Source organism: Phocaeicola coprocola (genome assembly GCF_041333015.1).
In the GTDB taxonomy this organism is placed as follows: Bacteria; Bacteroidota; Bacteroidia; order Bacteroidales; family Bacteroidaceae; genus Phocaeicola; species Phocaeicola coprocola.
The window spans coordinates 224,397-239,547 of sequence record NZ_JBGKGM010000003.1; the positions used below are offsets into that span (position 1 = coordinate 224,397).

Sequence of the window (15,151 nt, forward strand, 5' to 3'; positions counted from 1 at the left end):
TCTTACACTATTTTGCCTCTTGAAAAAATAGAAACAACGGGAACTTTACGGTACCAATACATAAAATTCCCGTTATGGCATTACTGATTATCAGAATAATAAATTTCAGATTTCGGTTCAAGCGTGGAACTGCAATCTCTTTATTTACCGGAGGTTATAACGCTTTTAAAAGTTATTCCTTGATACCGCCGGAGCGATACAGAATTCAAAAATACGAAAATATAATCAATTTATGCTTTATCCTGCGAATTTATTGATAGAAGAGAAATATTGTAAAAAAAGACACTCCTGATGAACACTTTCAGCAGGAGTATCACAACACAAAAACTAAACTAGACTTAACTAAACTATTCAAATAAGAAGTTTCACAACTTCTGTTCTTATTATGTACTCTACAAATATAGAGGTTATATTTAGAAGTGACAAGCCTTTGCGCAAAAAACTTCAAAATGTGCAGTAAAAAAAGTTAAATAATAGTGCTCTGACTAAACAATATGTTCATTAACATAATTTTGAAGTTCCTGTTTGTAACTGTCAGAGATCGGAATATAATCTTTTCCGAATACGATTCGTCCTTTGTCGATAACTTTTATTTTTTGTTTCTGTACGATAAAAGACCGGTGTACACGGATAAACTGGTTGACCGGAAGCTTTTCTTCCATGACACGCATGCTGACCAATGACAGGATAGGTCTGTCTTCATTCTCAAGATGAATTTTGATATAGTCTTTCAGACCTTCTATGTATAATATTTTGTTAAGCTCTATTTGTATTAGTTTGTAATCACTTTTTACGTATATATAGTCTTTTTTGTTCTCGTCTGAATCTCCTTCCGTGCTTTGTTTATCTGCTTTTTGCTGTAGTTCAAACCATTTTACAGCTTTATTGATAGCTTCCATAAAATCGGAATAGCTGATGGGTTTCAGCAGATAATCGAGGGCATTTACCCGATAGCCGTCGAGTGCATATTGGTCGAAAGCTGTAGTGAAAATAATTCGTGTGTCTTCAGATACCATGCGTGAAAACTCCAGCCCGTTGAGTTCAGGCATCTGGATATCCAGAAAAAGTACATCTACCGGATGATCGGGTAAATACTTCATGGCTTGTATGGCACTGGAATAACTGCCGGAGAGTTCCAGAAAAGGTGTCTTTTTTATGTAACTTTCCAGAAGCCCGAGTGCTAGGGGCTCATCGTCTACAATGGCACATCTTAAGTTCATATTTATAGTTTTAGAGAGTTAATGTTTAAGGTATATGATGATATTGGAAAAATACTCTTTTCCGTCGTCAGACAAGTGATTGTCCCATTTATATATTCCGGGGTAAACCAGTTCCAGACGCTTTCGTACTTGTTCCAGTCCGATACCCGAACCACTTTTATCGGCTCTTGTCTTAGGATAATTACTGTTGCGTATGGTACATTCTATCTTGTCATTATCTTCCGAAATGGAGATGTTTATATAACTGGGCTCCACGGGAGAAATCCCATGCTTGAATGCATTTTCTATCAGTGAGATAAAAATCAAGGGAGCAATGGGAGTCTGACTTTTGGGCTTGATATTGAAGTTGGTCTGTATATCTACCTGGGCAGAAATACGGATGCGCATGAGTTCGATGTAATTGCGTATAAAATCGATTTCCTTGCTCAGTGGGACAAACATCTGCTGGTTGTCGTAAAGTACATAGCGCAATAACTTGCTTAACTCTTGCACAGCTTGTTGTGCTTTGTCTGTATCAAATGTTATCAGTGCGTAAATGTTGTTTAACGTATTCAGCAGAAAATGAGGATTAAGCTGATTACGTAAGTTTTTCAGTTCTGCTTCGGTACGGCTTTTTACTGCTTCCCGGCGTTCCGCTTCGGTCTGACTCCAGCGCTTACTCATACAGATGGCAACGCTCAGCCCTGCCGAGAATATAAGACTTGCCATATCGCGCAAATAAAAGATATATGATGGCGGCATGGGGCGATGAGACGGTGGAGGAGGGCAGTGCATATTGTTCCAGTAGCGTAAGCCAAAGGTCAGAATAATAATAACTATCGCATTTATGAAGATAAACCGTTTGGTTTGCTCATGAAATAAAATATGAGGTATAAAAACGAAATAATTCAGATAAAAGATAATGCATAGTGTGGTTGGCACTATACAGTGAAACATGAAATCTTTCCAGTTTATCGTTCCGTCATTGTTTTGCGTAAAGAACAACGGGAAAGCGAAAAAGAGTCCCCAGCAAATGGTGTGTATCAGGATTTCGAGTGAACGGTGTGTGTTATCAGTGAGCTGTTTCATAGGTGATGTAGTCTGTACAAACAAAAGTAACTAAAAAATTTAAAAAGTCCGGCTGCGTAGCAATACTTTTATTGCCATAGACAGCCGGACAAGGAAACCAAAGTTATGAAGAACAAAGTTATAAAGATGAACTTTCACAAGCTCATTTATCGTTATTCATATCGTAATGCTTCAATCGGATCAAGGTCGGCTGCTTTTTTGGCAGGATACCATCCGAAGAAGACTCCTGTAACGGTACATACCGCGAATGACAGCAATACACTCCAGGGCTGTATAAATACCGGCCAGTGTGCCACTGTTTTGATGACAAAGCTGGCTCCGCATCCTAAGATTACTCCAATCAGTCCTCCGGTAATACTTATCAGTATGGCCTCTATCAGGAATTGTGACAGGATGTCGATGCCGCGTGCACCAACTGACATTCGCAGACCTATTTCTCGTGTACGTTCCGTTACGGATACATACATGATGTTCATGATTCCGATACCTCCTACGACCAGTGAAATTCCGGCAACGCAGGCAAGCAAGGTTGTCATCAGGTCGGTTGTTGTATTCAGCATTGAACTCAATTCTTGCTGGGTACGGATGGTAAAGTCATCATCGTCGCTTGCTTTCAGTTTGTGTTCACGGCGCAAGATAGTTGTGATTTCATCTACTGCCTCTTGAGTCATATCTTCGGTCAGTGCCGAGGCGAAGATACCACTCAGATAAGTTTGTGCCAATAGACGCTTCATTACTGTGGTGTAAGGAGCCAGCACTACATCATCCTGGTCCATACCCATTGAGTTGTATCCTTTCGACTTCAGGATTCCTACTACCCGAAAAGGTATTTTGTTGCATCGTATAATCTTACCTATCGGATCGGTTCCGTCGGGGAAAAGATTGTCTACAATTGTTTTACCAATTACGCAGACTTTAGCTGCTGTCTGGATATCATTCTCTGTAAACATTTCTCCCTGTTCTACTGTGAGCTGGCGGATTTTCAGGTAATCTATACTTACTCCACTCACTGAAGAGGGGTAGTTGTTGGGGCCGGCTATAAGTTGTCCGGATGAAGATACATTGGGACTGATGCCCGAGAGAAACATACATTCATTGCACAATGTTTCGTAGTTTTCCAGCTTCAATGTCTGCATGGAAGACGGGTCTTGGCGAACTCCTCCTCGCATTTCTGCTCCCGGATGAATCATAATCATGTTCGAACCCATTTCCGAAATCTGCTGTTGTATGCTTCGTTTCGATCCCTGTCCGATAGCTAGCATGGCAATTACGGAAGCTACGCCGATGATTATACCAAGCATGGTAAGGAAGGCGCGGAGCTTATTGTTGGCCAACGCACGGAGGGCTATTTTAAAAAGGTTTGTTCCGTTCATGTTGTTCTTAATTTATAAGTTATCGTACGATAAAGACTTAGTTAGTCTTCATCATTTTTCGGCAAGGCTGCAAGAGCCTCTGCTGCCGATAAAATATGATTGTTTACCGTATCTTCGATTACATGTCCGTCACGCAGGCGGATGTTCCGGCTGCTGTATTGAGAGAGTTCCGGATTGTGAGTAACGAAAATAATGGTGCGTCCTTCGGCATGTAGCTTCTGGAAGAGTACCAGAATTTCGAAAGATGTACGTGTATCAAGGTTACCGGTTGCTTCGTCGGCCAGAATAACCGCCGGATCGTTTACCAATGCACGGGCGATTGCTACACGCTGCATCTGTCCACCGGACATCTGGTTCGACTTATGTTCCAGTCTGTCGCCTAATCCTACAGCAATCAGCGCTTCTATAGCTCTGCGACGTCGTTCGGCAGCACTGATGGCTGAATTATACATCAACGGGAGTTCTACGTTTTCTACTGCCGTTGTTTTAGGCAGCAGGTTGTAGTTCTGGAATACGAATCCAATCTTGCGGTTACGTAAGATAGCTCGTTGAGGCTTGCTCATGGTTCTTACGGAAACTCCATCCAGCAGATACTCTCCGCTGGTGGGGGTGTCCAGACATCCCAGTGTATTCAGTAATGTAGATTTTCCTGAACCGGATGCTCCCATGATGGTAACGAACTCTCCTTCTGTGATAGAGAATGAAACACCTCGCAGTGCGTGTACGGTTTCATCTCCTACCTGAAAGTTTCGTTTTATATTTTGTAATTCTATGACAACTTTACTCATTGTATTATTGTTGGAGTTTTATTTGTTTCCTTTGCTTTTGCTTTTATCTTTTCCCGGAGGACCTGGCATGAAAGGACTGCGTTCTCCTTGTGCTTCCATAGCACTCATATCCGGCATGCTGCCTTTTATTACAGCTTCGGTTACAATGCTTGTTCCTTCGCTTACACCTTCCAGTATTTCAGTATGCGATCCATCGCTTAAGCCTACTTTTACAGGATGTGCAACGAATGTTTCGTTTTCCAGTGTCCAGACTTTATGCTCTCCCTGGCAATCTTTGATACTACGGCTGCCGGCAAGTTCTTTGTTCGGAGAAAAACGTAGTGCCTTGGCAGGAACAGTAAGTACATTTTCGCGGATCTGAGTATAGATAGTTACGTTTGCAGTCAAACGCGGTTTAAGCTTCAGGTCTGGATTGTCAGCGGTAATGACAACTTCGTAAGTTACAACTGTTTCCGATGTGCTTGTTGAACTGCTGCTTGAGCTGCTGTTTGTACTTCCCAGGCGAACCTGTCGTACTTTCCCTTCGAATACATCTTCCGGATATGCGTCTACAGTAAATGTGACACGTGCTCCTTCAACCACACCTGCTATATCGGCTTCATCTACATCGGCTACGACTTCCATTTTGGTCAGGTCGGCAGCGATGGTTAATAATGTCGGAGTTTCGAAACCAGATGCAACAGTCTGTCCTTCTTCAACATCCTTGCTGGTTACGATACCATCGATCGGCGATGTGATTGTTGCATATGAAAGATTACGTTCTGCTTTGGCCAGTTCTGCCTTGCTCTGTTCGTATGAACTGCGTGAGCGTTGGTAGTTGTATAATGACTCTTCGTAATCTGTATCGCTGATAAGCTGTTTTTTATGGAGTTGTTCATTGCGTTCGTATTGCTTTTTCTGATATTCGTATTCAGCCTTCGCTCCGTTGTATGTAGCCTGTGCCGACTGGAGATCACTCAGAAGTGTCACTTTATCCATTTCGGCAATGACTTCGCCTTGCTTTACTACTGAATTATAGTCGATATATATTTTGTCGATGATACCTGAAACCTGAGTACCTACTTCTACTTCTGTTACAGGCTCTATCGTTCCGGTAGCTGTGATAGAATTGCTAACGTTTCCTTTCTGTACTTGTTCTGTGACAAAGTCGATCTTGTTTTTCGCTTTTGTTCCACCGAATATCCAGCATCCTCCAGCTATAATGATGATGGCAGTTGCTGTAATGATGATTGTTTTTTTATTCTTCATATTCAAATTTTTTATAGTTCTATTTTATTCCCTGCATAGAAATTGAGCAGTGTTCTGTTTAATATAGCCATATACTTGGCTTGTACCCGTTGTTGCTGTGCACTGAGTAAGTTATTTTTTTCTGTAAGGAGCTCTACTGTATTTTTCATTCCCAGATTGAATTGCTCGCTAACCATATCGAAGCTTGTCTGACTGCTTTCCACTTTACTCTCGGCAGCAGCGTATTGTTCTTGAGCATTCAGTGCATCCAGCCATAATGTTTCTATCGTGCTGTATAATTCTTTTTGTTTGCTTTGCAGCTCATACTGGCTGTTGCTGTATTGTAATCTTGCTTTCTGTACGTTGCTCTTGTTCTGTCGGTTATCGAATATGGGGATGCTTAAGCTGATTCCTATCATATTGTTCCAGCCGTACTTCATCTGCTGTGCCCAGTTATTAGTACTGGCGCTGTTTGTCGTACTTGAGCTGGAAGCAGATAAACTGATAGTTGGATAGTATCCAGCTTTAGCAACCGAAATACCTAATTTAGCGTTTTCAATGCTCAGTTGGCTGCTTTGGATTTCCGGACGGGTAGCCAGTGCAGTCTGATAGATGTCTGTCTGGCTTGGCAATACTTCCATCACGTGCTCATCGTTCAGTGTGGGAAGTGCCAGCTTCATTTCTGCTGTACCATCCAGTTCCAATAACTGTTTCAGTTGTAATTTATAGTTGCGCAAGGAGCTTTCGGCAGTAACCAGCTGATATTTGTCATTGCTTTCCTGTGCTTCAAGTTGTGCAAGGTCTGCTTTAGAAATACTTCCTTCTTTGAATAATTCTTGAGCCCGGTTGAATGTAGCAGTACTCACTTCTAGCGTATTTTTGTTTATGTTGATAGATTCATCTGCATATAGAATCTGAATAAACAATTTGGCAATTTCTTCTTGTAGCGTATTCTCGGTTTCTGTAACGGCAAGCCCAGCAATATCCCGGTTTGTTTTTTCCTGTTTGATGGCGTTCAGTCGCTTGCCGCCATTCCATAGCGTCCATTGAGCATTAAGACTGTAGTTCCCGTTGTAGGTCGTCTTATTATCACTGGTAATAATTTCCGTGCCGCTTACCGTAGCACTCTGTTCCTGATAAGGGCGGTTGATCATGTTGTGCCCGGTGCTGAATGATAAACTTGGGAAAAGATTAGCCTTTGCACTTTTTACATCTATTTCACCCTCTTGCAACGAGATCTTATTCTGCTGCAACTGAATGTTTTTCTCAAGTGCATAATTGATACAATCTTCCAGAGTCCATTCTTTCTCTTCCTGGGCATAAAGAGGAGAGGCTGCCGAAAGGATTGCAATTAAACATAGTGCTTGTTGTTTCATATTCTGTTTATTTAATTTTCTAATGCAAAAATACATTATACTATATATCGGCTCAAATGAACTAGATTAACCCTGATTTTATCAAGACAAAGGCTTGTTTTTTACCGATAAAAGACTTTACTTTGTAATCATTATAAAAATAAACTATGATTAAAAACTGTATCATTCGAATTTGGGAGTTTTATCGGGATGGATTTCGGGAAATGACGCTCGGCCGTACGCTCTGGATGCTGATTTTGGTCAAGCTCTTTATTATGTTTTTTATCCTGAAGCTATTTTTCTTTCCTTCTTTTCTGAAGGATAAAACGGATGAGGAAAAACAGCAGTATGTAGGTTCAGAGCTTGTAAATCGTTCAAGTAATTCAATTATTAAATAAAACTAGAAATTTATGTTAGAAAGTATTGACACATCGATGGTGGATTGGTCAAGAGCCCAGTTTGCCTTAACTGCCATGTATCATTGGCTATTTGTGCCGCTAACGTTGGGATTGGCTGTTATTATGGGGTTAATGGAAACACTTTATTATGTTTCCGGCAATGAATTCTGGAAGCGGACAGCCAAGTTCTGGATGAAGTTGTTTGGAATTAATTTTGCGGTGGGAGTTGCTACCGGACTGATTCTGGAATTTCAGTTCGGAACCAACTGGAGCAACTATTCGTGGTTTGTAGGAGATATATTCGGAGCTCCTCTGGCCATTGAAGGAATTGTAGCGTTTTTCATGGAGGCTACTTTTATAGCCGTAATGTTTTTTGGGTGGAATAAGGTGAGCAAAAAGTTTCATCTGGCGTCTACCTGGCTGACCGGATTGGGAGCAACTTTCTCTGCCTGGTGGATTTTGGTTGCCAACTCATGGATGCAGTATCCGGTAGGTATGGCATTTAATCCCGAAACAGTACGCAACGAGATGATGGATTTTGCTTCGGTAGCCTTTTCACCAGTAGCTGTTATGAAGTTTTTGCATACAGTGCTCAGCAGCTGGATATTGGGAGCAGTGTTTGTTATCGGTGTCAGTGCGTGGTATCTGTTGCGTAAACGTGAAAAGGAGTTTGCTGTAGCCAGTATTAAGATTGCGGCAGGAGTAGGATTGTTTGCAGCGTTGGTTACTGCTTTTTCCGGTGATAAATCTGCTTATCTGGTAGCCAGGTATCAGCCAATGAAACTGGCTGCTATGGAAGCTCTTTACGATGGAGGTACTCATGAACCGCTTACTGTGGTAGGCAGTCTTAAGATTCCAGAAATGTTGTCATACTTGGCAACGTATGATGTAGCTGGATATGTTCCGGGAATCAATAATATTTTGTTGGGAGGATATACGCTTCCAGACGGTTCTCAGGCACTTTCTGTTATGGAAAAAATGGAAAGAGGAAAACTGGCTATCAGTGCCCTTGCCGATTTCCGTCAGGCAAAGGAAGAAAAAAATGAGGACGGTATGCAGCGTGCCCGTCAGGTGCTGGATGAAAACATGCCTTATTTCGGATATGGATATATAAAAGATCCTAATTCGATCGTTCCGAATGTATGGTTGTCGTTCTGGTCATTCCGTGTAATGGTTGGACTGGGTATGTATTTCATCGCATTTTTTATTTTGATATTGGTTCTGGCATGGAAACATCAGTTGTCGAAAGCCAGCTGGCTGCATTGGATTGCACTTTGGAGTATTCCGTTGGCTTATATCGCCAGTCAGGCCGGATGGATTGTTGCCGAAGTAGGACGCCAGCCTTGGGCTATACAAGACCTGCTTCCTGTGAATGCTGCAATTTCCAGACTGGAAACCGGTTCGGTACAGACAACTTTCTTCATCTTCCTGATTATGTTTACAGTGCTGCTGATTGCTGAAATAGGTATTATGCTGAAAGCTATCAAGAAAGGTCCGGAAGAGGTGTAAATAAACGATAAGTCAACTATTACTTAAATAATGGAATTTATGGATTCAACATATATTTTTTTACAGAACTATTGGTGGTTTCTGGTTTCTTTGCTGGGAGCTTTGTTGGTATTTCTGCTGTTTGTTCAGGGAGGAAACTCTTTACTGTTTCGTTTAGGACAGACGGAAGAAGAGCGGACTTTGATGGTAAATTCTACCGGTCGTAAATGGGAGTTTACCTTTACTACACTGGTAACTTTTGGAGGAGCCTTTTTTGCCTCTTTCCCTTTGTTTTACAGTACAAGCTTCGGGGGAGCATATTGGCTATGGATGATTATTCTGTTCAGTTTTGTGCTACAGGCTGTCTCTTATGAGTTTCAGTCAAAGTTAGGTAATTTGCTGGGTAAGCGTACTTATCAGTATTTTCTGGTGATAAATGGAATTGTAGGACCTGTGTTGCTGGGAGCGGCTGTGGCTACATTCTTCAATGGCTCAAACTTCATTGTCAGAAAAGCTAATATGACCAATGAAATGATGCCTGTCATCAGTCGCTGGGCAAACGGCTGGCATGGATTAGACGCTTTTGGTGATCCTTGGAATTTGATTTTAGGGCTGGCTGTATTTTTCCTGGCACGTCTGTTGGGTAATATGTATTTCATCAATAATATTCGTCATGAAGGACTGATTCTTCGTTGCCGGCGCCAACTGATTTCAGATGCAGTACCTTTCCTGTTGTTTTTTCTGGCTTTTGTTATCCGTACGTTGCTGAAGGATGGGTTTGCTGTAGATGCAGAAACACAGACCATTGTTATGGAACCTTATAAATACTTCAACAATTTGCTGGCTATGCCTTATCTGCTGATATTGTTTTTGGTGGGAGTTATCGGTGTATTGTTTGGTCTGGTGAAAAGTATTCTCAGTGCTACATATACGAAGGGCATCTGGTTTGCAGGAACAGGTACGGTGCTTACCGTATTGGCATTGTTACTTTGTGTAGGATATAACCATACCGCTTATTATCCTTCAACAGCCGATTTGCAGAGTTCGTTGACGCTTGCCAACAGCTGTTCCAGTAAATTTACGCTGACCACTATGGCATATGTTTCTATTCTCGTACCGTTTGTTTTGGCTTACATAGTTTATGCATGGAGAGCTATAGACAGCAAGCCGATTACGGTAGACGAAATGAAAGAAGACGATCATGCGTATTAATTCTGACGGGAAATATTAGATAAATGTGGTCGCTCCGAAGCGGGATGAAGAAGACCTTAAACGGAGCGGGTGATAATAAAAAATCAGCCTCCAGTGAGTTAGACGTTGGAGGCTGATTCTATTTTCAAAGTTATCAATCTTGCATGAGTAAATACTTACTTTTGTGAAGCCGGACATTGCTTGCAAGGTGCCGGAGCTTCTCCCATCTTAGCTTTAGGGCCTTGTGGGCACTGGGGCTTGTTTATACAAGGACGATGAGGACGTTTAGGACCGTTGTCTTTGAATAAAACTTCTACCTGACGGATATTCAGGATCTTTTTAAACTTCTTGTAATAGGTTTCCTGAGTTTCCACAAGCTTTTTGCGAGCAGCAAAGCGGTCTTGCATCATCTGGTCTATCTCAGCATCAGTCAATTCTTTCTTTTCTCCTTTCTGTAATTGCTTTGGAGCCGGCTTGCATTGTTTCATAGCTTCCAGATACTCTTTGTACAACGGGGCAAATTTTGCAGCAGTTTCCTCATCCAGAAAAAGACGTTTCTGTGCTTTCTTTACTTGCATTTCGATCCGTTGTTCCGGTGTAAGTTTCTTTTCTTTCTGACCGGGTTGTGCCAATATTATGCCGCAACTCATCATGGTAGCTATCATCAGTGCTGTGAATAAACGTTTTGTTTTCATTGTTGTTGTAATTTGGGTTTATACTAAAATCATTTTAGCGCGCTTTCTGGTGTTATGACAGAAAGAAAGCAGAAAGGTTTATCGGGAATGACAAATTTTAGTATTTCCTGTTTATTCAAGAGAAAAGTCAGCCTCGCGGCAGATTGTAATATCTTCTCCGTTCACAGGGTGGGTAAAGCTTAGTTCGGCGGCATGAAGATATAGTCGGTCTGCACGTTTCCCATACAGTTCGTCGCCCACAATGGGACAGGCTAGTCCTTGTGGATGAGCAGCATGTACGCGCAGTTGATGGGTACGTCCGGTAAGCGGATAGAACGCAATCAGCGTTTTCCTGTTTTTCCGTTCCAGCACCTTGTAGCGGGTGATGGCTGGTTTGCCATATTCGAAACTTACCATTTGTCGCGGGCGGTCGTGAAAGTTCAGACAAAGCGGCAGGCTGATAGTTCCTTCATCAGTGTTGACTATGCCGGACAGCACAGCTGTGTAACGCTTTTTAATCTCTCTTCCGCAAAATAAAGCCTGTAGCTTTTGATGCGTATCTTTGTCTTTTGCTGCAAGCAGTAAGCCGGATGTTGCCATATCCAGCCGATGTACAAGCATAGGACCTGTTGCTTCCGGATAGCGTTCGTGCAGAAACTGGTATACCGAGTTCAGTGCTTCTTTGCCGGGTACGGATAACATACCGGCAGGCTTGTTGACCACAACCAGCCAGTCGTCCTCATAAACAATTTCAGGCTTTGTGTCCTGGTGTATGTTTTCTGCCAATGGGTTCTTTTCCACTTGCAAGCCGACAAGCATATGTTTCAGAATGGGTTCACACTTTCCCTTACAAGAAGGGTAGAAGTGCCCTGCATGCCTTATCTCTTCTTTTGGCGATTTCCCCCACCAGAATTCTCCCATAGCAAGTGGCTTTAGTTGGTGCAGATAAGCATATTGCAACAGCTTGGGTAACGCACATTCACCTGTTCCGGCTGGAGGAGCTCCTTGTGGTGTATCTTTAAATAGCTCACATAAGTCTTTTACTTCTCCTTTGGCATTCAGCATACGAAATTGTTCGAACAGCTTTTGTTGCAGGGCAGCAGAACGTACTTTGCGTTCCTGTTTCAATTGACAGATCAGATGCTCCATATGTTTCAGCTCTTCCTCCTGCTGCTGTGTTTCTTCCTTCAGCTTTTTCTCCAGTCGTTTGTATTCAGCCTTTTGAAACTGACTCTCACGGATCAGGTTTTTCTGCTCTTCTTCACTGATACCTTCAGCACGCCGTTGTTCACGCGCGAGTTTAGCTTCTTTCATTTGCTGTTTGGCGTCAGCCAATGTCTGGCTAGCTTGAGCCTGACATGCCGCCAGCCTTGAGCGCATGTCCTTCAGTTGCTGGCTACCTTCCAGTTCCTTAATCTGTTTGTTGATTGCAGAAATGTTTGCTTCTTCGATGCGGAAGAAACCGTCTGGCTGTAACAGATCATATACGGGAGGTACAAAAAACTGGTGTAAGTTACTGCCTGCAAGATTCCCGGAGAATGCAGCCAGATAGCCGACTTTTTCATCAGGAGTCTGTACGATCAGCACCCCGAACATTTTTCCTGCTGACAATTCTTCAGTCCAGTCTGTTCGTGAAGCGATATAATTCTGCACCTCGTGCGCAGCCTTGACAGTTAATGGGTGAGGAGTATAATGAAAAGGAAAAGTAAATTCCGACGGAAGCTCTATTCCGTCGGAATCAATATTCAGATAATGTATTTTATCGTCTATGAAGTCTGTCATACAAAAAATTATTCCAGTTCACGCTGACGGCAGAAGCATTCGCCGAATTTTTCATCTACGTTTTCTATCGCTTCCTTGAAGATACCATAAACAGCCGATCCTGATCCGCTCATTGAAGCATAGACTGCTCCCAGATCGTACAATTTATCTTTGATAGCTGCGATTTCCGGATATTTCTGGAATACACTGTATTCAAAATCATTCTTCATACAGTCTTTCCATGTTTCTATCGGGCGTTTGATAATCTCTTTCAATGAAACTTCCGGATGTTGAGGTTTGATACATGCAAAAGCATCACGTGTAGAAACGAATATATTCGGTTTTACTAGTACGAGATAATAACCTTTCAGTGAAATCTCTATAGGTTCGAATATATTTCCAATACCAGACGCAAAGACCGGTTTGTTCTTAATAAAGAATGCGCAGTCCGCTCCCAGACGTGCAGCATATTCTTCCATTTTCTCTTCGCTTATTCCAAGCTTGAATTTTTCATTCAGCAGTTTTATCATAAAAGCAGCATCAGCCGATCCGCCACCCAATCCGGCACCAGTCGGAATGTGCTTAAACAGATGAATGTCTACCGGAAGCATCTGGTAATTTTCTGCTTTCAGCAGATTGTATGCTTTAATAACCAGATTATCCTCAAGGTTTCCTTCGATAACAGTTCCGCTTGTATGAATCTTATAAGGAAGATCAGAACCTTCCAGACGATTCACTTCCAGCGCATCTTGCAGTTTGATAGGATAAAAGACAGTTTCCAGATTATGGTATCCGTCCGGACGCTTCTCTACGACGTTTAGTCCGAGATTTATTTTTGCATTAGGAAAAGTAATCATATCGTTAAATTTTGTTTTTTCAAAGATAGTGTAAAGTTTTTAAAATCTGCATCCATTTCCGGAAAATATACATCAGGTGAGGGTAAAACATTATAGCCTGTGCCATGTACAATAAAGTTTGGCATGCCAGCCATTATGGAAATAAGAATCATTTTTTCTATCTTTGCACAATTAAAATCTAAAAGAGAGAAATGGCAGAAACGAGAAGAACTACCCGTGTCCCGAAGGCTACCAAAACGAAGCCGGTTGATGAATACGGACATTTGCAGCCACAGGCTCCTGAACTGGAGGAGGCTGTGCTGGGTGCATTGATGATTGAAAAGGATGCATATTCGCTAGTCAGTGAAATCCTCCGTCCTGAGTCTTTTTACGAACACCGCAATCAGTTGATTTACGCCGCGATTACCGATCTGGCAATACAGCAGAAACCGATTGATATCCTGACGGTGACAGAACAGCTTCGTTCGCGTGGTGACCTGGACGAAGTGGGAGGACCTTTTTATATCACTCAGTTAAGTGGTAAGGTAGCTTCTTCTGCCCATATCGAATATCATGCTCGTATCATCGCCCAAAAGTTTCTGGCACGCGAGCTGATCTCTTTTACCAGCAACATCCAGACAAAGGCGTTCGACGAGACTCAGGATGTAGACGATCTGATGCAGGAAGCCGAAGGAAAACTCTTCGAAATCTCGCAGCAGAACATGAAGAAAGACTATACGCAGATTAATCCTGTCATTCAGGAAGCGTATGAGATGCTTCAGAAAGCAGCGGCAAGAACCGACGGTTTGAGTGGTTTGTCGAGTGGTTTCCATCAGCTCGACAAGATGACTTCCGGCTGGCAGAATTCCGACCTTATTATTATTGCTGCCCGTCCGGCGATGGGTAAGACAGCATTCGTACTCTCTATGGCGAAGAATATGGCCGTAAACAATAAAGTTCCCGTTGCATTGTTCTCTTTGGAAATGAGTAACGTACAGTTGGTGAACCGTCTGATTGTGAATGTGTGCGAGATCCCCGGTGAGAAAATCAAGAGCGGTCAGCTCGCTCCTTACGAATGGGGACAGCTCGACTATAAGATAAAGGAACTGTACGATGCTCCGCTTTATGTTGACGATACACCTTCCTTGTCTGTATTTGAGTTGCGAACCAAAGCACGCCGACTTGTACGTGAACACGATGTAAAGATTATCATTATCGACTACCTTCAGTTGATGAATGCCAGCGGTATGTCATTCGGAAGCCGTCAGGAAGAAGTAAGTACCATCTCACGTTCGTTGAAAGGACTTGCCAAAGAGTTGAATATCCCTATCATCGCCCTGAGTCAGTTGAACCGTGGTGTAGAAAGTCGTGAGGGAATCGACGGCAAGCGCCCTCAGTTGAGCGACTTGCGTGAATCGGGAGCCATCGAGCAGGATGCCGATATGGTATGCTTCATTCACCGTCCGGAGTATTATAAGATTTATACCGATGAAAAAGGAAACGACCTGCACGGTATGGCAGAAATCATTATTGCCAAGCATCGTAACGGTGCGGTAGGCGATGTGCTGTTACGCTTCCGCGGCGAGTTTGCCCGCTTCCAGAATCCGGATGACGAAATGATCGTGCCGATGCCGGGTGAAGAAAGTGCAGCTCCTGTACTCCGTTCGAAAATAAACAGCGGCGGAGGACAATCGTTTGTTCCTCCTCCAGTAGAGATGGCTCCGCAACCCGAAAATCCGTTTGGCGCTCCGGTTCCGGATGTGCCGTTCTGA

13 protein-coding genes are annotated in these 15,151 nt (G+C 42.7%); 4 read left to right on the forward strand and 9 right to left on the reverse strand.

The genetic code is table 11. The features are described 5' to 3' along the window. Nucleotides 1-485: 485 nt before the first annotated feature. The 6 genes from ACDG22_RS10405 to ACDG22_RS10430 all read right to left on the reverse strand — a co-directional run bounded on the left by ACDG22_RS10405 (nt 486) and on the right by ACDG22_RS10430 (nt 7,052). The gene (locus ACDG22_RS10405) at nt 486-1,220 is read right to left on the reverse strand and encodes a LytR/AlgR family response regulator transcription factor (RefSeq protein ID WP_270668889.1); all 735 of its coding nucleotides are present in this window, start codon (nt 1,218-1,220) and stop codon (nt 486-488) included. A gap of 18 nt (nt 1,221-1,238) precedes the next feature. After that, complete coding sequence (locus ACDG22_RS10410; RefSeq protein ID WP_007569986.1) at nt 1,239-2,288, reverse strand: sensor histidine kinase; 1,050 nt, start codon at nt 2,286-2,288, stop codon at nt 1,239-1,241. A 152-nt stretch (nt 2,289-2,440) separates the two neighbouring features. Then, nucleotides 2,441-3,661 (reverse strand): ABC transporter permease, encoded by a 1,221-nt coding sequence (locus tag ACDG22_RS10415; protein WP_270230674.1) that lies wholly within the window; start codon nt 3,659-3,661, stop codon nt 2,441-2,443. A 41-nt stretch (nt 3,662-3,702) separates the two neighbouring features. Continuing rightward, nucleotides 3,703-4,449 carry an ABC transporter ATP-binding protein gene (locus tag ACDG22_RS10420; RefSeq protein ID WP_270230673.1) on the reverse strand — a complete coding sequence of 249 codons (747 nt, stop codon included), beginning with the start codon at nt 4,447-4,449 and terminating at the stop codon, nt 3,703-3,705. An 18-nt stretch (nt 4,450-4,467) separates the two neighbouring features. Beyond that, entirely contained in the window at nt 4,468-5,697 is a 1,230-nt protein-coding gene (locus tag ACDG22_RS10425) for an efflux RND transporter periplasmic adaptor subunit (protein ID WP_270230672.1), read from the reverse strand. Nucleotides 5,698-5,708: 11 nt separating this feature from the next. Beyond that, entirely contained in the window at nt 5,709-7,052 is a 1,344-nt protein-coding gene (locus tag ACDG22_RS10430; protein ID WP_270230671.1) for a TolC family protein, read from the reverse strand. Nucleotides 7,053-7,198: 146 nt separating this feature from the next. Between ACDG22_RS10430 and ACDG22_RS10435 the strand changes: the two genes are divergently transcribed. From ACDG22_RS10435 to ACDG22_RS10445, 3 genes are read left to right on the forward strand one after another with little or no spacing between them, the layout of a single operon-like run. Then, nucleotides 7,199-7,429 (forward strand): DUF4492 domain-containing protein, encoded by a 231-nt coding sequence (locus tag ACDG22_RS10435; RefSeq protein ID WP_022125800.1) that lies wholly within the window; start codon nt 7,199-7,201, stop codon nt 7,427-7,429. Nucleotides 7,430-7,441: 12 nt separating this feature from the next. Further along, nucleotides 7,442-8,938, forward strand: a complete 1,497-nt coding sequence (locus tag ACDG22_RS10440; protein ID WP_370858880.1) for a cytochrome ubiquinol oxidase subunit I — start codon at nt 7,442-7,444, stop codon at nt 8,936-8,938. Nucleotides 8,939-8,977: 39 nt separating this feature from the next. After that, a complete protein-coding gene (locus ACDG22_RS10445; protein WP_022125802.1) occupies nt 8,978-10,129 on the forward strand; it encodes a cytochrome d ubiquinol oxidase subunit II in 1,152 nt (383 codons plus the stop codon). A gap of 155 nt (nt 10,130-10,284) precedes the next feature. Here ACDG22_RS10445 and ACDG22_RS10450 read toward each other — a convergent pair whose 3' ends face one another. The 3 genes from ACDG22_RS10450 to ispE all read right to left on the reverse strand — a co-directional run bounded on the left by ACDG22_RS10450 (nt 10,285) and on the right by ispE (nt 13,400). Next, nucleotides 10,285-10,803, reverse strand: a complete 519-nt coding sequence (locus ACDG22_RS10450) for a hypothetical protein (RefSeq protein ID WP_270212454.1) — start codon at nt 10,801-10,803, stop codon at nt 10,285-10,287. 111 nt (nt 10,804-10,914) lie between these two features. After that, nucleotides 10,915-12,564 carry an RluA family pseudouridine synthase gene (locus ACDG22_RS10455; protein WP_270243701.1) on the reverse strand — a complete coding sequence of 550 codons (1,650 nt, stop codon included), beginning with the start codon at nt 12,562-12,564 and terminating at the stop codon, nt 10,915-10,917. A gap of 8 nt (nt 12,565-12,572) precedes the next feature. Beyond that, complete coding sequence (gene ispE / locus ACDG22_RS10460) at nt 12,573-13,400, reverse strand: 4-(cytidine 5'-diphospho)-2-C-methyl-D-erythritol kinase (RefSeq protein WP_007569975.1); 828 nt, start codon at nt 13,398-13,400, stop codon at nt 12,573-12,575. Between the two features lie 191 nt (nt 13,401-13,591). Here ispE and dnaB point away from each other — a divergent pair, with 191 nt between their 5' ends. Next, complete coding sequence (gene dnaB / locus ACDG22_RS10465; protein WP_007569970.1) at nt 13,592-15,151, forward strand: replicative DNA helicase; 1,560 nt, start codon at nt 13,592-13,594, stop codon at nt 15,149-15,151.